The sequence below is a fragment of the Bacillus hominis genome (assembly GCF_030348325.1).
Classification (GTDB): Bacteria; Bacillota; Bacilli; order Bacillales; family Bacillaceae_G; genus Bacillus_A; species Bacillus_A hominis.
Window position 1 is genome coordinate 1,429,686 of record NZ_JAUCFS010000005.1, and the last position, 19,228, is coordinate 1,448,913.

Here is a 19,228-nt window from a genome sequence, read left to right on the forward strand (position 1 = left end):
AGTATGCAAAAAGAAACAGTTATTATTATTGGAGGCGGTCCGTGCGGATTAGCGGCAGCAATTTCGTTGCAAAAGGCAGGGATTAATCCGTTAGTAATTGAAAAAGGAAACATTGTAAATGCAATCTATAATTATCCAACTCATCAAACATTTTTCTCCTCTAGTGAAAAATTAGAAATTGGTGAAGTAGCTTTTATTACCGAAAACCGTAAGCCAGTTCGAAATCAAGCACTTGCGTATTATCGCGAAGTAGTAAAGCGTAAATCTGTACGCGTAAATGCTTTCGAACGAGTGGAGAAAGTTCAAAAAGATGGAGAAGTTTTTAAGGTTGAGACGACAAAACATGATGGAAATAAAGAAATATATATAGCGAAATACATTGTTGTAGCAACTGGATATTATGACAATCCAAATTATATGAATGTTCCAGGTGAGGAACTGAAGAAAGTAGCTCACTATTTTAAAGAAGGACATCCTTATTTTGATCGAGATGTGGTAGTTATAGGTGGAAAAAACTCAAGTATAGACGCTGCGTTGGAACTTGTTAAAGCAGGTGCGCGTGTAACGGTACTGTATCGTGGAAGTGAGTATTCGCCGAGCATTAAGCCGTGGATTTTGCCAGAGTTTGAGGCTTTAGTACGAAATGAGACAATTCAAATGCATTTCGGGGCTCAGGTGAAAGAAATCACTGATCACACATTAACATATACGGTTGATGGTGAAGCATTTACAATCCAAAATGATTTCGTATTTGCGATGACTGGTTACCATCCAGATCATAGTTTCTTAACGAAAATGGGTGTTCAGATTGATGAAGAAACAGGGCGCCCGATTTATAATGAGGACAGAATGGAAACAAATGCTGAAAATATTTTTATTGCCGGTGTAATTGCCGCTGGGAATAATGCAAATGAAATATTTATCGAAAACGGTAGATTTCATGGGGATGCGATTGCGCAAACTATTGCATCAAGAGAAGAATAAAAAAAGCTGTCGAGAAAACTTCGACAGCTTTTTTTTTATTCGTGCATAAACATATTTTGGATTGTTTCATGAGAATTTGTATTCTCTAATGCGACTAGTAGTTTGATACGCGCTTTTTGAGCATTTAAACCGTATGTGAATACAATGCCCATATCTTTTAATTGTTTGCCGCCACCTTCATACGAATATACATCTTGAACGATACCGTTAAAGCAGCGAGAAACTAATACAATTGGAATGCCTTTTTCTATTAATCGCCCTAGACTAGGAAGTGTTCTTGGAGGTAAATTACCTTGTCCAAGTGCTTCAATAACAATTCCGTCTACTGGTAGTGTTTCAATTGCTGATAATAATGTATCATCCATACCTGCGTATGCTTTTAGAACGACAACGTTTTTGGAAATTTGTCGTACTGTGTATGTTTCGTGATGCACTAAAGCATGATGGAAAACAACACCGCGTTTTGTTACCATACCGATTGGTCCGTACTGTGGACTTTGGAATGTCGCGACATTACTTGTGTGCGTTTTTGTTACATTTGTAGCACAATGTATTTCGTCGTTTAATACGACTAGAACGCCTTTTTCAGCAGCTTCATTACTACTAGCAACTTTTACAGCTGATAAGAAATTATATAGACCATCGGCACCTAATTCATTACTAGAACGCATTGCCCCTGTCACAACGATTGGGATAGTTGCTTGAACTGTTAAATCAAGAAAATAAGCTGTCTCTTCTAATGTATCGGTACCATGCGTAATGACTACGCCATGAATATTATCTTGTTTTACTCTTTCGTCAATGATGACTTGTAATTGTAGCATTTCGCTAGGAGTCATGTGAGGAGATGGAAGATGGAACACATCTTCGACAATTAAATCAACATCGCCTTCTAAATCAGGAATGAATTTTAAAAGAGGATTCTTTTCACCTGGTTGTACGACCCCAGTTTCTTTATCTTCCTCCATTGCAATTGTTCCACCTGTGTGTAAAACTAGGATTCTTTTCAATGCTTATACCCCTTTCAAGTTGAAAAATACATTTAGAACATAACATGGTTTGAGTAAATTCGACAATGAAAATGTATAAAAGTGTGCTTGGAAAATGACAATAAAATTAATTACTTTAAGTGTGCTTCGGTAAGTAGTTATTAGGTTAGGTTTTATTTATGGGAATTTATAGGGGATTATAGGAGTGGATGTGTAAGTGTAGAGAGGGAAGGAGTGAGTTTTTTGAAAAAAGTGGAGAAAATTATAATTCGTATATTACTGATTCAATTTGTTTGTCTTTCTGTCATCCAACTACTTTTTATACATAAATCTTCAGTGAAATATTTATCGAAAATTGTTTATTACGAAGGTGTCGTCACGAAAAATAGGGCGGAAATCTTACAGGTGAATAAGTAGTTTTCATTTTCTTCTATGATGGATTATGCTACAATTATTGAGGATTTAATGACGTGAAGCAAATGAGAAGAAGCAGGGGGAGAATACCTGCTTTTCGTTTTGTTTTATAAGTGAAAAATGAGGTGTTACAATGGATAAACGAATTTCGATTGCTATAGATGGTCCAGCGGCTGCTGGGAAAAGTACAGTTGCAAAAGTTGTTGCAAAAAAACTTTCATATGTTTACATTGATACAGGCGCAATGTACCGTGCTATTACATATGCAGCCCTTGAACAAAAAGTGGATATTGAAAATGAAGAAAAGTTAATGGAAGTTGTAAAAAATGTGAATATTGAATTTCAGCAAGGGGAAAATACACAACTTGTATTTTTAAATGGACAAGATGTTTCTGAAGTGATTCGTACGCCTAATGTGACGAATCGCGTATCTATTGTAGCAAAGCATCGTCTTGTTCGTGAAGAAATGGTACGTCGTCAACAAGAATTAGCTGAAAAAGGCGGCGTAGTAATGGATGGCCGTGATATTGGTACACATGTACTACCAGATGCTGAAGTGAAAATCTTTATGCTTGCTTCTGTAGAAGAAAGAGCAGAGAGAAGACATTTAGAAAATATGAATAAAGGTTTCGATTCTAATTTAGAGCAGTTGAAAGAAGAAATTGCTAGGCGTGATAAATTAGATTCAGAACGTGAAGTTTCTCCTTTGAAAAAAGCTGATGATGCATTGGAATTAGATACAACTTCTTTATCAATTGAAGAAGTTGTCCAAAAAATCATGGGTATTGTTTCAGGGATATTTGCGAAATAAAGAAAGAGGGCTATCCTCTTTCTTTTTTTTTGAAATGTAAAGGATAAGTGAATTATAAGTCTCTTTTCTTGACAAATGGGCTAATTTGTAAGAAGTTAGTTACAGAGGGGAAAAACTGTCAGAATATATTCGCTATTATATTTCAAATCATACTTTTTTCAAGATGATTTTGCTGTATACTATTTATATAGGTTTAATATAGTTTCTTGTGAACTGTATTGAAACAGAATATGTGATGATAAATTCTTAAACATGCAAATGAAAACATTTGTTTTCATTTCGTATATACATAAAAATGCTTTGTCAATTCTGTAGGGAGGTATTTCCATGGTAGAGAAAATGAATGAAGAAGTTATGAATTCAAAAGAATTACAAGTTGGTGACGTTGTTACAGGTTCTGTAACGAAAGTTGAAGAGAAACAAGTGCTTGTAAATGTTGGATACAAAACAGATGGCGTAATTCCAATTAGTGAATTAGCTAACGTTCATATTGAAAAAGCAAGCGATGTTGTAGAATTAGATCAAACACTTGAATTGAAAATTATTAAATTAGAAGATGATGATCTTGTTTTATCTAAGAGAGCTGTTGACGCAGAAAAAGCGTGGGTAGAATTACAAGAAAAATTTAATTCTGGTCATGTATTTGATGTTACTGTAAAAGATATCGTGAATGGTGGATTAGTTGTGGACCTTGGTGTTCGTGGTTTTATCCCAGCTTCACTTGTAGAGGTACATTATGTAGAAGACTTTGCTGACTATAAAGGAAAAACATTAGCGGTGAAAATTGTTGAATTAGACCGTGAAAAAAATCGTGTTATTCTTTCACATAAAGCGGTAGTAGAACTAGAACTAGATTCTAAGAAAAAAGAAGCAATCTCTTCGTTAAAAGAAGGGGATATTGTTGAAGGAACAGTACAACGATTAACGGATTTTGGTGCTTTCGTTAATGTTGGTGGTGTGGACGGTTTAGTTCACATTTCACAAATTTCACACGAACGTGTAGAGCAACCTTCTGAGGTATTAGAGCAAGGTCAAAAGGTAAAGGTAAAAGTGTTATCTGTTGATGCTGATACGCAACGTATTTCTTTATCAATTAAAGCAGCTCAGCCGGGACCTTGGGAAAATGTTGCTGGCGAAATAAAGGCTGGAGATATTCTTGAGGGAGTAGTGAAACGCCTTGTTACATTCGGTGCATTTGTTGAAATCTTACCTGGTGTTGAAGGGCTTGTGCATGTATCTCAAATTGCAAATCGTCACGTGAAAAATCCAAATGAAGTATTGGAAATGGGACAAGAAGTAAAAGTGAAAGTACTTGAAGTCCATGTAGCAGAAAAACGTATTTCTTTAAGCATAAAAGAAACGCTTGAAGAAAATAATGTAACAGAAGATTATAGCCAATATGAGCCAAATGCTGATTCTGCTACTTTCCAGTTAAGCGATATTATTGGTGAACAACTGAAAAAATTAAAGAAATAAAGAGGGGTACAAGTGGTAAGGGCAAAACGTAAATTAGATCATATTGAATATGCTCTTTCTACTGGTCAGTCTCGTACGCATGGCTTTCATGATATTGATTTTGTGCATCAAAGCTTGCCAAATTCAAGTTATGACACTGTAATATGTGAAACAAAAATCGGCGAACTTTCACTAAGTTCGCCGATTTTTATCAATGCGATGACTGGTGGTGGAGGAGAGCAAACATTACATATTAATGAGCAATTAGCATATGTAGCGAAACATCATAACCTTGCTATGGCTGTAGGGTCGCAAATGGCAGCTTTAAAAAATGAAAGCGAGGCGGCTTCTTATAAAATCGTCAGAAAGGTAAACCCAAATGGTATTTTCTTTGCTAATTTGGGGAGTGAGGCAACTGTCGAACAGGCAGATCGTGCCGTTGATATGATTGAAGCGAATGCACTGCAAATTCATTTAAATGTCATACAAGAGTTAACGATGCCAGAAGGAGACCGTGATTTTACTGGTGTACTTCGGCGAATTGAACAAATTGTTTTAAACAGTAAAGTTCCTGTCATTGTAAAAGAAGTGGGATTTGGAATGAGCAAGGAAACAGTACAACAGTTAGCGAGTATAGGTATAACAGCAATTGATATTGGCGGACAAGGTGGTACGAATTTTGCTGCTGTTGAAAATGAAAGAAGACAGCGAATGCTTTCTTATTTTAATAACTGGGGCATACAAACAGTTACCTCGATTATTGAAGCAACCTCTACAAATAATAACCTCTCTTTTATTGCATCTGGGGGTATACAAACAGCACTTGATGTGGCGAAGGCAATCGCATTAGGGGCGAATACAACTGCGTTTGCTGGATACTTTTTACGTATTTTAATGCAAGATGGTGTTGAGAAGTTAGTGGATGAAATCGATCTTTTACATACAGATTTAAAATTTATTATGACAGCTCTTGGCGTGAAGACGATAGAAGAGTTACAATCTGTACCTCTTGTTGTAAAAGGTGAAACGTATCATTGGTTAGCGCAGCGAGGGATTGACACTGCACATTATAGTAGGCGATAAAAAATCAACCGTTTGGTTGGTTTTTTTGCGTTTTATTTTCGTAAGCAGAACGTGTGCAAACTTTTCAATATAGCTGGTTAGCGATAAAACAAGATAAGAGATTACTATTTAAGAGTCAAAAGAAATAAGAGAAAATTTACGATAATTTAGGGGATGAGGAGGTTAATAAAAAAGGAGAAAATATATCTTCAAATAGTAAAAATACAATAGGACGTATTACGTATAATAGTGATGATGTTAATATCCATGCACGGAATATAAGAGAAGATACAGCGATTTCTGGATATAATAAAAAGGTTGAAATTTCATTAACTTCAAATGTAAGAGAAGGGAATTCTAGTTTAACAACAGCACAATCGACAATTAAAACGGAGAATATTGCAATCGCAGTCGGGAATACATTGTATAGGAATCCAATGGTGAATGCAGGAAGTGGAATGGAAGCACTAATTTTGCCAAGGGAATTAGGAGAAGACAAAAATAATCCATCGGAAGATTCATATGTAAATTATTATTTTAATATACCGAATGGAGCGGATTTAAGTACAGCGGAAGTAGTATTACTTTCCGATCAAGGAAACATCATCGGAAGTAGAAAAATTAAAGAGGAACGAGAAGATACTGCCGATGTGAAAAAAGAAGTTGAGCGAAAGTTAAAAGAATTAGGGGAGACGAATTATGCACGTGTAGAAGTGAATAGTAAAGATCCTTCTCTTCATACGTATTATGTTATTACATATTCTAAAAAACCAACAGGTGTAGTTACGATTGATGCCTCATTAAGTGATAGGGTTTATAATGCGAAAACAAAAGAATTATATTATGAGTAGAAATAAATAAAATAATTGTGTAAAAAGACGGTTTCGTACAATATCGAAACCGTCTTTTTGTATTGCCTATTTGAGGGCAGCCCGATTGGTGTGGGCTAATAATCCCCACTGAAGTTTCACTTTATTTAATGCTGGTTCTGCTTTCGAGCTTGCTCCGGTGTATCAAGACTTGTTGCACCGGGATATTGAAGTGATTGGTCGCGATCAGATTCAACGCGGCGTGATTCTCTTAGTTTTCGTTCTTGGCGATCTTTACCCATTGTGAGTTACACCTCCTTATTAAAAGTTTTGCTGTTATGAGAAAAACTATGCACAAAGAAAAGGAGGATTAATTTTCATAAAAAGTTCCCATAATGGAAAACATAGGAGGTGAAATGATGGCTGGGAGTACTTTTTATTTTGTTGCTTGGATAGGGTGGATTGTCGTGACCTTTTTTATGAAAAAGGAATCCATTCGTTGGAAGATAAGTGCTTGTATATTAATTTTTATTATTTGTTCTCCGTTAAATGTGACGATTGCTTCTTTCACGATATCGGTAAATGCCCTTTTGCTTTGTATTATTTCTTTTGTAGGCATCACGTTATATTCTATTTGGAAAAAATTATATACCTTACTTTCGGCACTTATTATTGCAATGTTATATACAAGCTTTCATTTGTTAGAAGTATATGATCCAATTTGGATTGTGGTTGATAGGTTGTTGCTGTTAAGTGGTGCACTTGTGTATGCATCGGTTTTATTGCACGGGGATCGCATATTACGATTATGCTCCTTATATATAGGGGTGTTACAAGGAGAATTGTTGGTGACGCTTATTTTTCGGAAACTAAAGTTCCCTTATGATTACGGTAGTTTAGCATTTTTTGATATCGTCGCCGTTTCTACATTATTTATGGCAATTTTATTTTGGATTGCAAGAGCATCAGTATACATGGAACAGTTTAAGCGGAAAACACGTAAAAGAAAGGCGAGGGTAATACATGACTGAATATACACCAGCCATTTTATGTGGCGTAATTGCAGGGACGGTGACTAGAGTATTAATGCTTCGCACAGATACGAGGCAATATCCAACGAGGCTTCACGGGAAAATTATTCATATTGCGATGGGTTTAATTGCAGCGGCTTTAGGGGCGATTGCTATCCCGTCTATTTTGAAAAAAGATTTTTCTGCAATTACATTTCTTACATTAGCAGCGACACAATTTCGTGATGTGCGCAATATGGAAAGAAATACACTTCAACAATTAGATGGATATGAGCTCGTACCGCGTGGAAATACATACATTGAAGGAATTGCATTAGTATTTGAAAGTCGTAACTATTTGGCGATGTTAACGTCGTTTGTGACAACGTTTGCGTATATAGGATTCCATTCGTGGATTGCCGGAGTAATAACTGGTGCAATAGCATTTTTTATCGCGAAAAAACTAATGTCTGGTAAAAGGCTCCATGATCTTGTAGAGATTGAGCATGTTCCACTCCGTTTTGAAGGAGCGGGACTTTATATTGATAATATTTATATTATGAACATTGGATTGCCAGCAAGGCAAGAAGAAATTATGAAATATGGAATGGGCTTTATTTTAAAGCCGAAATCGATCGATGCGATGGTTACAATCGCGAATTTAGGACAACGTCAAGCTATTTTACATGATGTTTCTGTTGCTTTAGGGATTTATAGAGATTCTGGTACACCAGCACTTGTTCCGTTAGCGAAGCGTGATTTAGAGGATGGGAGAGTTGGGGTTTTTGTTCTTCCGCAAGATCAAAATGCAGAGAAAGCGATAGGGGTAATTGGAAATGTCCCAACATTAGAGAGTGCTGTTCATATGTCATCGGAAGCTCCGAAGGGAAGGGGAGATAAGAGATGATGTTAGAAAGTGTTATTCTCGCAGTCATTACAACCACACCCGAAAAGTTTGCAGGGGGGGCTCCTTTATTTGTTTGTGAATCGACAAAGGAAATGGAATTTGTTGCAAATAATTTAGAAGCCATTTTAGATGGTATTGCTCATCGCTTACAAGAGAATGTATATATTATTGTGAAACATTAGCAACGTGTGGTATAATGTGAGGTGTTTTGATACGTTGAGAATTATTCTGGAATGCAAATCCCTTCTTGCACAAAGAAGGGTTTTTTACATAATAAACAGAAGCAAGTTGAAAGGATGAAAGTATATGCCGAAACCAGTAATAGCAATAGTAGGCCGCCCGAACGTAGGGAAATCTACTATTTTCAATAGAATTGTTGGAGAAAGAGTTTCAATCGTAGAAGATATACCAGGTATAACGCGAGACCGTATTTATAGTGCGGGAGAATGGTTAAATCATGAGTTTAACATTATTGATACAGGTGGAATTGATATTGGAGACGAGCCGTTCTTGACACAAATTCGTCAACAGGCGGAAGTAGCGATTGATGAAGCAGATGTTATCATTTTTATGACGAATGGTCGCGATGGTGTAACTGCAGCAGATGAAGAAGTTGCTAAAATTTTATACCGTTCTAAAAAACCAATTGTACTTGCGGTAAATAAGGTTGATAATCCAGAAATGCGTAGTGATATTTATGATTTTTATGCATTAGGATTTGGCGAGCCATTCCCTATTTCAGGTACACACGGTTTAGGACTTGGTGATTTGTTAGATGAAGCTGCAAATCATTTTCCAAAGATTGAAGAAGAAGCGTATGACGATGAAACAATCCGTTTCTCTTTAATTGGACGTCCAAACGTAGGGAAATCATCACTTGTAAATGCACTTCTTGGTCAAGAACGTGTAATTGTAAGTAATATAGCGGGAACGACACGTGATGCTGTTGATACACCATATAGCAAAGATGGTCAAGATTATGTAATCATCGATACAGCTGGTATGCGTAAAAAAGGGAAAGTATACGAAAGCACAGAAAAATATAGTGTACTTCGTGCACTTAGGGCGATTGAACGTTCTGACGTTGTTTTAGTCGTTTTAGACGGAGAAGAAGGAATTATTGAACAGGATAAAAAAATCGCTGGATATGCTCATGATTCAGGACGTGCTGTTATTATCGTCGTAAACAAATGGGATGCAGTGAAAAAAGATGAAAAAACAATGAAAGCATTTGAAGAAAACATTCGCGCTCATTTCCAATTTTTAGAGTATGCGCCGATTGTATTCTTATCTGCGAAAACGAAAAAACGTACACAAACATTATTACCAGTTATTAATGAAGTAAATGAAAGCCATAGCATCCGCGTACAAACGAACGTATTGAATGATGTAATTATGGATGCGGTAGCGATGAATCCAACGCCGACTCATAATGGTAGCCGTCTGAAAATCTTCTATGCAACACAGGTTGCGGTAAAACCACCAACATTTGTTATATTTGTAAACGATACAGAATTAATGCACTTTTCATATGAGCGCTTCTTAAAGAATCGTTTACGTGAAGCGTTCGGTTTTGTTGGAACGCCGATTCACATTATCGCTAGAGCAAGAGACTAATGGAGAGGATGTGATTTTATGACAAAAATCACAGTAATAGGAGCAGGTAGCTGGGGAACAGCGTTAGCGATGGTATTAGCTGACAATGGGCATGATGTACGTATTTGGGGAAACCGTTCTGAACTCATGGATGAAATTAATACAAAACATGAGAACAGCAAATATCTTCCAGGGATTACATTGCCAAGCACAATCGTAGCCTACTCTTCTTTAGAAGAAGCATTAGTAGATGTAAATACAGTACTGTTAGTAGTACCGACGAAAGCGTATCGAGACGTATTGCAAGAGATGAAAGAAATTGTTACAGAACCGATTACTTGGATTCATGCGAGTAAAGGAATCGAACCAGGTACGTCAAAACGTATTTCGGAAGTGATTGAGGAAGAAATTCCAGAGAACTTGATCAAAGATGTTGTTGTACTGTCTGGACCGAGTCATGCTGAAGAAGTCGGTTTACGTCAAGCGACAACCGTTACATCTGCAGCAAAGCGTATGGAAGCGGCTGAGGACGTACAGGATCTGTTTATGAATAGCTATTTCCGTGTATACACAAATCCGGATATCGTTGGAGTTGAGCTTGGTGGTGCGTTAAAAAATATTATCGCATTAGCTGCTGGGATAACAGATGGTCTTGGATTAGGAGATAATGCAAAAGCGGCATTAATGACACGTGGTTTAACAGAGATTGCTCGTTTAGGAAGAAAAATGGGCGGAAATCCGTTAACATTTGCTGGTCTAACTGGTATGGGAGACTTAATTGTAACTTGTACAAGTGTGCATAGCCGAAATTGGCGCGCTGGAAATATGCTTGGAAAAGGGCATTCTTTAGAAGAAGTGCTAGAAAATATGGGTATGGTTGTAGAAGGTGTAAGAACAACGAAAGCTGCTCACGAATTGGCAGAGAAAATGGAAGTTGAAATGCCGATTACAGCTGCTTTATATGACGTGCTGTTCAATGGGAATAATGTGAAAGATGCAGTAGGCTCATTGATGGGACGTGTTCGAAAACATGAAGTTGAAGCGGTACCTGATTTGTTATAAAGAAAGCGGTAGAAGTACATTTCGTACTTCTACCGCTTTTTATTTTTTTATGGGTCTTTTCACCAATTTTTCATCTCTGCATAGGATGAAGAGTAACTTGAGGAGAGGGTGAAAAGAATGGATAACAACATTTTTAATAACATTGAAAAAGAAGCGAAAGTGAACAAAGAAGATATTTTTAAATTAGCGTCGTCTGTTCAAAATGCGAACTTACGTGATGAGACAGTGCTTCGCCAATTGATTCATCAAGTTGCTCTAATGGCAGGACGTGAAGTGCCGAAAGAGCAAGAGGATCAAATTGTAAAAGCAATCATTAACAATAATATGCCCGCTGATTTTGGTTCGTTAAGTAAAATGTTTAAAAAGTAAATTATGAGAAACAAAGAGTTTAGCGAATGCATATGATAGTCATGAAAGAATGGGAATAGAGCTGTTAAGGGCATATTTGGTCAACCGAAGTGCGAGAAAACGTGCTTCGGTTTTATTATTTTATTGTATTTAAATTTTGTTAATTCACGGTAAAATGATGATTTCTATTTGTTTAAAGATTTTAATTTGTTAAAATAGTATAAAAATAGTTAGAAAGTAAAGGGGTGTATATATGTCGGAAGGGCTTATAAAAATGTGGTTTTCCTTAGGGGCAATGGGATTTATGTTTGTTGCAGTAGCTTTTATTTTATTAAGTAGACATAAAATGAAGAATAAATTTCTGAAAGGGATTACAGCGTTAGTAGCGTACACCCTCATGATTGTGTCGGGTATTGTTATTTTTCTTGTTGTATTTAGTGGACCTGTGGAACAATAAAGGACGTTATAGGAAACAACCTATACTCGCATGAAAAGGTGATTGTTAGTGAAAAAAATCCATATTATTTTAATATTTTGTTGCATTAGCATTTTAACAGGGTGTATGTACCCGAAAGAAAATATGAAACAAAATGCGATTCCTTATGAAGATCAGTTGCAAGTTGTACAAAAAGCTATTACTACATATAAGGAGCAAACGGATGGTTTATTACCAATTAAGACGCGTGATATGAGTACGCCGATTTATCAGAAGTATCCAATTGATTTTCAAAAAATTGCTCCAAGGTACATACAAGAAGCACCAGGGAATGCGTATGAAAGTGGTGGAGTATATCAATATGTATTAATAGATGTTGAAAAAACCCCGACAGTAAAGTTAATTGATGTGAGAATGGCAGAACAAATTCAAGAAGTGGCATTGAAGCTAAGGATGTATCGTGATGAACATCAATATCCACCTTTTAAAAAAGTGATTACAGATGGTGTTTATGAATTAGACTTCAAAAAAATAGGATATAAAGATGTACCACAAGTGACAAGTCCATACTCAGGAAAAGGTCTCCCTCTTGTAATCAATGAAAAAGGAGAATTGTTTGTTGATTATAGAATCGACTTATATGAAGCGTTGAAAAAGAATGAAGGGCAATTTAAAGAAGGTGAAGATATCCGGAGTATACTATCGAAGGATTCCCCATTTGTTCCTGCATATTCTTTGCCGTACACAGTGAAAAATGGAGAACCAATTTTTTTAAAATCATAAGTCATGAACCTTTCTTTTAGTGAATAAGTTCTAGAAGAAAGGTTTTTTATGTTATACAACTTGCGATGCAAACAAAAGGTATTTTTAAATAGTCATATGAAATTGGACAAAATTATATGATATATTGTCCGAACTTCTAGAATACCATTATATTATATCAGATATTATAAGCAACGTTAGAGAAGGTATTAGTTGACTATAAACATGGAATTATTCCCAAAAATATTGAGGGAGGGAATCACTTGGAAAAGGTAGATATTTTTAAAGATATTGCGGAACGCACAGGCGGTGATATTTATTTTGGAGTTGTAGGAGCTGTTCGAACAGGGAAATCAACATTTATTAAAAAATTTATGGAACTTGTTGTTATTCCAAATATTGAAAATGAGTCAGACCGTCAAAGAGCGCAGGATGAACTGCCTCAAAGTGCTGCTGGTCGTACAATAATGACGACGGAACCGAAGTTTGTTCCAAACCAAGCGGTTTCTATCGAAGTAGATGAAGGTCTTGAAGTGAATATTCGATTAGTAGATTGTGTTGGATATACGGTTCCAGGAGCAAAAGGCTATGAAGATGAGAATGGTCCGCGCATGATTAATACTCCTTGGTATGAAGAGCCTATTCCATTCCATGAAGCTGCAGAAATCGGAACACGTAAAGTAATTCAAGAGCATTCAACAATTGGTGTCGTTATTACAACAGATGGAACAATTGGTGAAATTCCAAGAAGAGATTATATAGAGGCAGAAGAACGCGTTGTAAATGAGTTAAAAGAAGTAGGAAAGCCTTTCATAATGATTATCAATACTGTACAGCCATATCATCCAGATACAGAGCAGTTGCGTCAAAGTTTATCAGAAGAATATGATATCCCAGTAATTGCGATGAGTGTAGAGAGTTTAAGAGAAACAGATGTGTATAACGTACTTCGAGAAGCGTTATTCGAGTTTCCGGTTTTAGAAGTGAATGTAAACCTTCCGAGCTGGGTAATGGTACTAAATGAAGGGCATTGGTTACGCCAAAGTTATCAGGAAGCGGTTCAAGAGACTGTAAAGGATATAAAACGTCTTCGTGATGTAGACCGTGTCGTTTGGCAGTTTAGTCAATATGAATTTATTGATCGAGCAAGTCTAGCTGGCATCGATATGGGGCAAGGTGTGGCAGAAATTGATTTATATGCGCCAGATGAATTGTATGATCAAATTTTAAAAGAAGTAGTAGGAGTAGAGATTCGAGGGAAAGATCATTTATTGAAGCTTATGCTCGATTTATCTCATGCGAAAACAGAGTATGATCAAGTGGCGGATGCCCTGCGTATGGTAAAACAAACCGGATATGGAGTAGCAGCGCCTGCATTAGCTGATATGAGCTTAGATGAACCGGAAATCATTCGCCACGGTTCAAGGTTCGGTGTTAAATTAAAAGCGGTTGCGCCGTCTATTCATATGATTAAAGTGGATGTAGAATCAACATTTGAACCGATTATCGGTACTGAAAAGCAAAGTGAAGAACTAGTTCGTTACTTGATGCAAGATTTTGAAGATGACCCGCTATCAATTTGGAATTCTGATATATTTGGGCGCTCTCTTAGCTCTATTGTTAGAGAAGGAATTCAAGCGAAGTTATCTCTAATGCCAGAAAACGCTCGTTATAAGTTAAAAGAAACACTAGAAAGAATTATTAATGAAGGATCTGGCGGATTAATTGCGATTATATTATAAGAAAAAAATCCCTCTAATTGCAGAGGGATTTTTTTCTTTTTGAGTACGTAATAGAAAAATAAACAGTCATTATCTAATATTTTGTTGTAAATTGTCAAGTTTCATCAGAATTTCACATTTTAAGAGTAACAATTTCCTTAAAAATATTGAATTATAAAGGAGAATCGTATAATATAGGCGTTGATAATGATTTATCTACATCTTTGTAGTATAGAATTTGCAAAAATTGCCTACAAATGAAAGTAAGACTCATTTTATGATCATTATACAGTCTTATCTTTGGGAGGAGGTGAATGGCATGAACAAGACAGATTTAATCAATGCTGTTGCAGAAGCAAGTTCCCTTTCTAAAAAGGACGCAACAAAAGCAGTGGACGCTGTTTTTGATTCTATCTTAGAAGCTTTAAAACAAGGTGATAAAGTACAACTAATCGGATTCGGTAACTTCGAAGTTCGTGAGCGTGCGGCTCGTAAAGGTCGTAACCCACAAACAGGTGAGGAGATTGAAATCGCTGCAAGTAAAGTACCTGCATTCAAACCTGGTAAAGCGTTAAAAGATGCGGTTAAATAATCCTTACATATTAACAGGGAAGAAGAGTTTCCTTTATTGGAAACTCTTCTTTTTGCTTTTAAAAACATAAATATGCTAGAATGTGTTCGTATCACTTTTAGGTTTTTCGGGAGGGCTAGCGGATGGCAAAAGTTAATTTAGAACAAATTGAACATGCAGTACGTCTTATTTTAGAGGCAATCGGAGATGACCCAAATCGCGAGGGAGTACTTGATACACCGAAACGTGTTGCGAAAATGTACGCAGAAGTATTCTCAGGGATGCATGAGGATCCGAAAGAGCATTTACACAAAGTATTCGGAGAAGACCACGAAGAGCTTGTACTAGTAAAAGATATACCATTCTATTCGATGTGTGAGCATCATCTTGTTCCGTTTTATGGAGTTGCTCACGTTGCATATATTCCGCAAGGTGGAAAAGTAACAGGACTAAGTAAATTAGCCCGTACTGTAGACACAATTGCGCGTCGTCCACAACTACAGGAACGAATTACATCAACAGTAGCTAACTCTATTATGGAAGTACTAGAGCCGCATGGTGTAATGGTAGTAGTGGAAGCAGAGCATATGTGTATGACGATGCGTGGTGTGAAAAAGCCTGGTGCGAAAACAGTAACGACTGCGGTGCGTGGCGTGTTAGAAAATGATGCAGCAGCACGTAGTGAAATTTTATCGTTTATTAAGACGAAGTAAAGAAAGGCGGGAAACTGCTTTTCTTTTTTTTATATACAAAAAAATGATATAGTTTTAGTGTTAAAGAGCAAGAATATAAAGGGTGAAAATTACTTCTGCCTTTTGTGGAAATGAATGTTTTTAGTTGTTAGAGACGAAGATAACTCGTATGAATGAAAGCTGAGGCTTTATTCGGTGGCAGTTTGGCAGAAGTAGCCAAGTTTTGATTATAGAAAATAGAATGTATGTGTTATAATAAATTTTATGAATTAGAAAACAAGGGTGATTTTTTGTGTGTGACATCTACGGAGGGTATGCGGGTATTAAAGAGAAATTGATGGAGAAATTACGCCATCCTTATTTTATAAACTATATTGAAGAACCATTTATTGATGAAGAAAAAATAGCGCTGTTATACGGTGCATTAAAAAGTGCAAATATACATAAAGAACAAATTGATCATTATGTAGTAACGATTATGCTTGTACAAATTGCTCTTGATACACATGAAAAGGTATCAAATAAAGCAAACGAAGAGACGAGTGGATTCCATAAGCGTCGTCAATTGACAGTTCTTGCAGGTGATTATTATAGTGGTCTATACTATTACTTATTGTCAATGAATTGTGATATTATCTTAATTCGTGCACTTGCTGAAGGAATTAAGGAGATTAATGAACATAAAATTATGCTATATCAAAAAGCACATGTGGCGATTCAAGACATAATGGAAAGTGTAGTAATAATTGAATCTGCGCTTTTGCAAAAAACATGTGATCATTTTCATTTATCTAATTGGAAACCATATATAACTTATGTGTTAGGAAAAAATCGTCTTCAAAAAGAGTGTCAATTGTATGCTGATAAACAAAATTCACCTGTTTTTCAAGCGGTCCAAAAAATCTCATTGGATGACGATAAAAATCTAGAAACAGTTATTAATGAATGGCTTATGGAAATGAGAAAGCAGGAAGAAAATTTTTTAGAGAATCATACAGAAGTTAATGAGATAATTTCTATGTTAAGAGATAAATCAAGGACATAAGCAACTTTACATTGGAAGAAGGTACGAGCATGCAACAATCAAAAGAAGAAAGAGTACATGACGTATTTGAGAAAATTTCTGATAAATACGATGTGATGAATTCTGTAATTAGTTTTCAAAGGCATAAGGCATGGCGCAAAGAAACGATGCGAATTATGGATGTGAAACCTGGGAGTAAGGCACTTGATGTATGCTGCGGGACGGCAGATTGGACAATTGCACTAGCGGGAGCTGTAGGTGAAGATGGGAAGGTTTACGGTTTAGACTTTAGTGAAAATATGCTAGCTGTCGGTAAACAAAAGGTAGAAGCTTTAGAATTAAAGCAAGTAGAACTTATGCATGGAAATGCAATGGAACTTCCTTATGAAGATAATACGTTTGATTATGTAACGATTGGTTTTGGGTTACGTAACGTTCCGGATTACATGCAAGTATTAAAAGAAATGACGCGTGTAGTAAAGCCTGGTGGAAAAGTAATTTGCCTGGAAACATCCCAACCAACGATGATAGGTTTTCGTCAAGGATATGTCTTATACTTTAAATATATCATGCCGTTATTTGGAAAGATGTTTGCGAAAAGTTATAAAGAATATTCATGGCTTCAGGAATCTGCTAGTACATTCCCAGGGATGAAAGAGTTAGCAAATATGTTTGAAGAAGCTGGGCTTAAGAATGTGCAAGTGAAACCATTTACTTTTGGTGTAGCAGCTATGCATTTAGGTATTAAACCAGAATCAAAATAGAAAAAAGAAAAAAGACGTTTTAGGTTAAGGTGAACAATATGAAGTTACAACTTATGTACTCTTTTTTACGATCGGATATTAATGTTATAGAAAAAGAATTGAAGAAGACAGTTGCTTCTGAGCAGCCGTTAGTAGAAGAAGCGGCATTACAGCTTATTGAAGCAGGTGGGAAGCGGATTCGCCCTGTTTTTGTTTTGCTTGCAGGGAAATTTGGGGATTATAAGTTAGATGCAATTAAGCATGTTGCGGTTGCATTAGAACTTATTCATATGGCTTCGCTTGTTCACGATGATGTCATTGATGCTGCGTTTGTACGACGCGGTAGCGCAACAGTGAATGCGAAATGGGGAGATCGTATTGCAATGTATACAGGAGACTACTTGTTTGCGAAGTCTCTTGAATGTATAACAAATATAGAAATTCCAGATGCACATCAAGCGTTGTCTCATACAATTTTAGAAGTTTGTAAAGGTGAAATCGAACAAATTAAAGATAAGTATAACTATGATCAAAATTTAAGAACGTATTTAAGAAGGATAAAACGAAAAACCGCATTGTTAATCGCCGCGAGTTGTCAATTGGGAGCGATTGCTGCTGGTGCTAATCGTGATACTGTAAATCGTCTATTTTGGTATGGATATTTTGTTGGTATGTCTTATCAAATTATTGATGATATTTTAGATTTCGTATCGACAGAAGAGAAGCTTGGAAAGCCTGCTGGTGGTGATTTATTACAAGGTAACATTACATTGCCTGTTTTGTATGCCATGGAAGATCCAGTTCTTCGCCAGAAAATTACATCTGTGCATGAAAATACAACAGCAAGTGAAATGAAAGAAATTATTGATGATATTAAAGCGAGCGAAGCTATTGATAAAGCATTTTCGTTTAGTGAACGTTATTTACATAAAGCATTAGAAATAATAAAACCACTCCCTCGTGGACAGGCGAAGTACGCTTTGCAAAATGTTGCAAAGTATATTGGAAAACGAAAATTTTAGTGATTTTTCTAAAAATAAAATAATCTCTCTATTTCAAAACTATTGCACAATTGTGATAAGGGTGTTAATATGTGTGTGGGGATATACAATTACATACATAATTCAGAAGTGGAGAGATTTTTTATGGAAAAAACATTTCTAATGGTAAAACCAGACGGTGTACAACGTGCCTTCATTGGGGAAATTGTAGCTCGTTTTGAGAAAAAGGGCTTTCAATTAGTTGGTGCAAAATTAATGCAAGTTACTCCGGAAATTGCTGAACAACACTACGGTGAGCATAAAGAAAGACCTTTCTTTGGTGAATTAGTAGACTTTATTACATCTGGCCCTGTATTCGCAATGGTATGGCAAGGTGAAAATGTAGTAGATACAGCTCGTAATATGATGGGTAAAACACGACCACATGAAGCTGATATGGGAACAATTCGCGGAGATTTCGGTGTAACTGTTGCGAAAAACATAATCCACGGTTCGGATTCTTTAGAAAGTGCAGAGCGCGAGATTGCTATTTTCTTTAAGGAAGAAGAATTAGTAGACTACTCAAAATTAATGAATCAATGGATTTACTAATTATTTTGAAATAATTTGTAAACGCTTTAATAACTGTGATAATAGTAAAAAGTGCAAGAAGAATAGGGGTATTCTTCTTGCACTTTTTTTATTTCGATCAGTTACGAAGTTAGGACTGTTATGATATATTGGTATGTAAAGTAAAAGGTCTACTATTATGAAAATAATAGAACAATTACAAGTAGGGAAAGTAAACACTCGATTTACTATATAATTTCTTTGTATTTTAAAGAGTAATGG

At 36.1% G+C, this 19,228-nt stretch carries 23 protein-coding genes; 21 read left to right on the forward strand and 2 right to left on the reverse strand.

What is annotated here, in order from left to right; genetic code table 11:
• Positions 1 to 3 precede the first annotated feature (3 nt).
• Positions 4 to 984, forward strand: a complete 981-nt coding sequence (locus QUF93_RS09690; RefSeq protein ID WP_289358611.1) for a YpdA family putative bacillithiol disulfide reductase — start codon at positions 4 to 6, stop codon at positions 982 to 984.
• A gap of 35 nt (positions 985 to 1,019) precedes the next feature.
• On the opposite strand, the gene ansA is transcribed toward QUF93_RS09690, so the two are convergent.
• Positions 1,020 to 1,994 (reverse strand): asparaginase, encoded by a 975-nt coding sequence (gene ansA / locus QUF93_RS09695; RefSeq protein ID WP_080018403.1) that lies wholly within the window; start codon positions 1,992 to 1,994, stop codon positions 1,020 to 1,022.
• A 222-nt stretch (positions 1,995 to 2,216) separates the two neighbouring features.
• Here ansA and QUF93_RS09700 point away from each other — a divergent pair, with 222 nt between their 5' ends.
• From QUF93_RS09700 to QUF93_RS29010, 5 genes are all read left to right on the forward strand, one after another.
• Positions 2,217 to 2,390 carry a DUF5359 family protein gene (locus QUF93_RS09700; protein ID WP_087946710.1) on the forward strand — a complete coding sequence of 58 codons (174 nt, stop codon included), beginning with the start codon at positions 2,217 to 2,219 and terminating at the stop codon, positions 2,388 to 2,390.
• A gap of 130 nt (positions 2,391 to 2,520) precedes the next feature.
• Entirely contained in the window at positions 2,521 to 3,198 is a 678-nt protein-coding gene (gene cmk / locus QUF93_RS09705; protein WP_289358612.1) for a (d)CMP kinase, read from the forward strand.
• A gap of 327 nt (positions 3,199 to 3,525) precedes the next feature.
• The gene (rpsA, locus tag QUF93_RS09710) at positions 3,526 to 4,674 is read left to right on the forward strand and encodes a 30S ribosomal protein S1 (protein ID WP_002117640.1); all 1,149 of its coding nucleotides are present in this window, start codon (positions 3,526 to 3,528) and stop codon (positions 4,672 to 4,674) included.
• Positions 4,675 to 4,686: 12 nt separating this feature from the next.
• The gene (gene fni, locus QUF93_RS09715) at positions 4,687 to 5,736 is read left to right on the forward strand and encodes a type 2 isopentenyl-diphosphate Delta-isomerase (protein WP_002117643.1); all 1,050 of its coding nucleotides are present in this window, start codon (positions 4,687 to 4,689) and stop codon (positions 5,734 to 5,736) included.
• 416 nt (positions 5,737 to 6,152) lie between these two features.
• Positions 6,153 to 6,566 (forward strand): hypothetical protein, encoded by a 414-nt coding sequence (locus QUF93_RS29010; protein ID WP_434476092.1) that lies wholly within the window; start codon positions 6,153 to 6,155, stop codon positions 6,564 to 6,566.
• A 125-nt stretch (positions 6,567 to 6,691) separates the two neighbouring features.
• Here the strand turns inward: QUF93_RS29010 and QUF93_RS09725 are convergent, their stop codons facing one another.
• A complete protein-coding gene (locus tag QUF93_RS09725; RefSeq protein WP_000513901.1) occupies positions 6,692 to 6,826 on the reverse strand; it encodes a YpzI family protein in 135 nt (44 codons plus the stop codon).
• 117 nt (positions 6,827 to 6,943) lie between these two features.
• Here QUF93_RS09725 and QUF93_RS09730 point away from each other — a divergent pair, with 117 nt between their 5' ends.
• The 15 genes from QUF93_RS09730 (at position 6,944) to ndk (ending at position 18,988) form a co-directional block, all read left to right on the forward strand.
• Entirely contained in the window at positions 6,944 to 7,555 is a 612-nt protein-coding gene (locus tag QUF93_RS09730) for a YphA family membrane protein (protein ID WP_002117649.1), read from the forward strand.
• The gene (locus QUF93_RS09735) at positions 7,548 to 8,441 is read left to right on the forward strand and encodes a YIEGIA family protein (protein WP_002117651.1); all 894 of its coding nucleotides are present in this window, start codon (positions 7,548 to 7,550) and stop codon (positions 8,439 to 8,441) included. Before QUF93_RS09730 ends, QUF93_RS09735 begins: the two co-directional genes overlap by 8 nt.
• Complete coding sequence (locus QUF93_RS09740) at positions 8,438 to 8,623, forward strand: capping complex subunit for YIEGIA (protein ID WP_002117653.1); 186 nt, start codon at positions 8,438 to 8,440, stop codon at positions 8,621 to 8,623. The genes QUF93_RS09735 and QUF93_RS09740 overlap by 4 nt, the downstream gene beginning before the upstream one ends.
• Before the next feature lie 124 nt (positions 8,624 to 8,747).
• A complete protein-coding gene (gene der, locus QUF93_RS09745) occupies positions 8,748 to 10,058 on the forward strand; it encodes a ribosome biogenesis GTPase Der (RefSeq protein WP_002117655.1) in 1,311 nt (436 codons plus the stop codon).
• An 18-nt stretch (positions 10,059 to 10,076) separates the two neighbouring features.
• Positions 10,077 to 11,099 (forward strand): NAD(P)H-dependent glycerol-3-phosphate dehydrogenase, encoded by a 1,023-nt coding sequence (locus tag QUF93_RS09750; RefSeq protein WP_289358614.1) that lies wholly within the window; start codon positions 10,077 to 10,079, stop codon positions 11,097 to 11,099.
• Between the two features lie 117 nt (positions 11,100 to 11,216).
• The gene (locus tag QUF93_RS09755; RefSeq protein WP_000369753.1) at positions 11,217 to 11,468 is read left to right on the forward strand and encodes a stage VI sporulation protein F; all 252 of its coding nucleotides are present in this window, start codon (positions 11,217 to 11,219) and stop codon (positions 11,466 to 11,468) included.
• A gap of 232 nt (positions 11,469 to 11,700) precedes the next feature.
• Positions 11,701 to 11,904 (forward strand): DUF2768 domain-containing protein, encoded by a 204-nt coding sequence (locus QUF93_RS09760; RefSeq protein WP_002117663.1) that lies wholly within the window; start codon positions 11,701 to 11,703, stop codon positions 11,902 to 11,904.
• 48 nt (positions 11,905 to 11,952) lie between these two features.
• Entirely contained in the window at positions 11,953 to 12,666 is a 714-nt protein-coding gene (locus QUF93_RS09765) for a YphF family lipoprotein (protein ID WP_289358615.1), read from the forward strand.
• A 242-nt stretch (positions 12,667 to 12,908) separates the two neighbouring features.
• Positions 12,909 to 14,387, forward strand: a complete 1,479-nt coding sequence (gene spoIVA, locus QUF93_RS09770) for a stage IV sporulation protein A (protein ID WP_000416521.1) — start codon at positions 12,909 to 12,911, stop codon at positions 14,385 to 14,387.
• Between the two features lie 298 nt (positions 14,388 to 14,685).
• Positions 14,686 to 14,958 carry a non-specific DNA-binding protein Hbs gene (locus QUF93_RS09775; RefSeq protein ID WP_001043860.1) on the forward strand — a complete coding sequence of 91 codons (273 nt, stop codon included), beginning with the start codon at positions 14,686 to 14,688 and terminating at the stop codon, positions 14,956 to 14,958.
• 122 nt (positions 14,959 to 15,080) lie between these two features.
• Entirely contained in the window at positions 15,081 to 15,650 is a 570-nt protein-coding gene (gene folE / locus QUF93_RS09780) for a GTP cyclohydrolase I FolE (RefSeq protein ID WP_001151482.1), read from the forward strand.
• 271 nt (positions 15,651 to 15,921) lie between these two features.
• On the forward strand, positions 15,922 to 16,674 hold the full coding sequence (locus QUF93_RS09785) for a heptaprenyl diphosphate synthase component 1 (RefSeq protein WP_002117667.1): 753 nt from the start codon (positions 15,922 to 15,924) through the stop codon (positions 16,672 to 16,674).
• 29 nt (positions 16,675 to 16,703) lie between these two features.
• A complete protein-coding gene (menG, locus tag QUF93_RS09790; RefSeq protein WP_002158591.1) occupies positions 16,704 to 17,417 on the forward strand; it encodes a 2-heptaprenyl-1,4-naphthoquinone methyltransferase in 714 nt (237 codons plus the stop codon).
• A gap of 38 nt (positions 17,418 to 17,455) precedes the next feature.
• Positions 17,456 to 18,418 carry a heptaprenyl diphosphate synthase component II gene (gene hepT / locus QUF93_RS09795; protein ID WP_128281630.1) on the forward strand — a complete coding sequence of 321 codons (963 nt, stop codon included), beginning with the start codon at positions 17,456 to 17,458 and terminating at the stop codon, positions 18,416 to 18,418.
• 123 nt (positions 18,419 to 18,541) lie between these two features.
• On the forward strand, positions 18,542 to 18,988 hold the full coding sequence (gene ndk / locus QUF93_RS09800; RefSeq protein WP_002064527.1) for a nucleoside-diphosphate kinase: 447 nt from the start codon (positions 18,542 to 18,544) through the stop codon (positions 18,986 to 18,988).
• The last annotated feature ends 240 nt before the right edge of the window (positions 18,989 to 19,228 follow it).

Coding starts and splice junctions, on each gene's coding strand:
- cmk (WP_289358612.1), top strand. CDS start 2,521: ATGGATAAACGAATTTCGATTGCTATAGATGGTCCAGCGGCTGCTGGG.
- ndk (WP_002064527.1), top strand. CDS start 18,542: ATGGAAAAAACATTTCTAATGGTAAAACCAGACGGTGTACAACGTGCC.
- QUF93_RS09760 (WP_002117663.1), top strand. CDS start 11,701: ATGTCGGAAGGGCTTATAAAAATGTGGTTTTCCTTAGGGGCAATGGGA.
- QUF93_RS09730 (WP_002117649.1), top strand. CDS start 6,944: ATGGCTGGGAGTACTTTTTATTTTGTTGCTTGGATAGGGTGGATTGTC.
- rpsA (WP_002117640.1), top strand. CDS start 3,526: ATGGTAGAGAAAATGAATGAAGAAGTTATGAATTCAAAAGAATTACAA.
- QUF93_RS09740 (WP_002117653.1), top strand. CDS start 8,438: ATGATGTTAGAAAGTGTTATTCTCGCAGTCATTACAACCACACCCGAA.
- QUF93_RS29010 (WP_434476092.1), top strand. CDS start 6,153: ATGGTGAATGCAGGAAGTGGAATGGAAGCACTAATTTTGCCAAGGGAA.
- der (WP_002117655.1), top strand. CDS start 8,748: ATGCCGAAACCAGTAATAGCAATAGTAGGCCGCCCGAACGTAGGGAAA.
- QUF93_RS09750 (WP_289358614.1), top strand. CDS start 10,077: ATGACAAAAATCACAGTAATAGGAGCAGGTAGCTGGGGAACAGCGTTA.
- QUF93_RS09775 (WP_001043860.1), top strand. CDS start 14,686: ATGAACAAGACAGATTTAATCAATGCTGTTGCAGAAGCAAGTTCCCTT.
- QUF93_RS09725 (WP_000513901.1), bottom strand. CDS start 6,826: ATGGGTAAAGATCGCCAAGAACGAAAACTAAGAGAATCACGCCGCGTT.
- menG (WP_002158591.1), top strand. CDS start 16,704: ATGCAACAATCAAAAGAAGAAAGAGTACATGACGTATTTGAGAAAATT.
- QUF93_RS09755 (WP_000369753.1), top strand. CDS start 11,217: ATGGATAACAACATTTTTAATAACATTGAAAAAGAAGCGAAAGTGAAC.
- hepT (WP_128281630.1), top strand. CDS start 17,456: ATGAAGTTACAACTTATGTACTCTTTTTTACGATCGGATATTAATGTT.
- QUF93_RS09690 (WP_289358611.1), top strand. CDS start 4: ATGCAAAAAGAAACAGTTATTATTATTGGAGGCGGTCCGTGCGGATTA.
- QUF93_RS09735 (WP_002117651.1), top strand. CDS start 7,548: ATGACTGAATATACACCAGCCATTTTATGTGGCGTAATTGCAGGGACG.
- folE (WP_001151482.1), top strand. CDS start 15,081: ATGGCAAAAGTTAATTTAGAACAAATTGAACATGCAGTACGTCTTATT.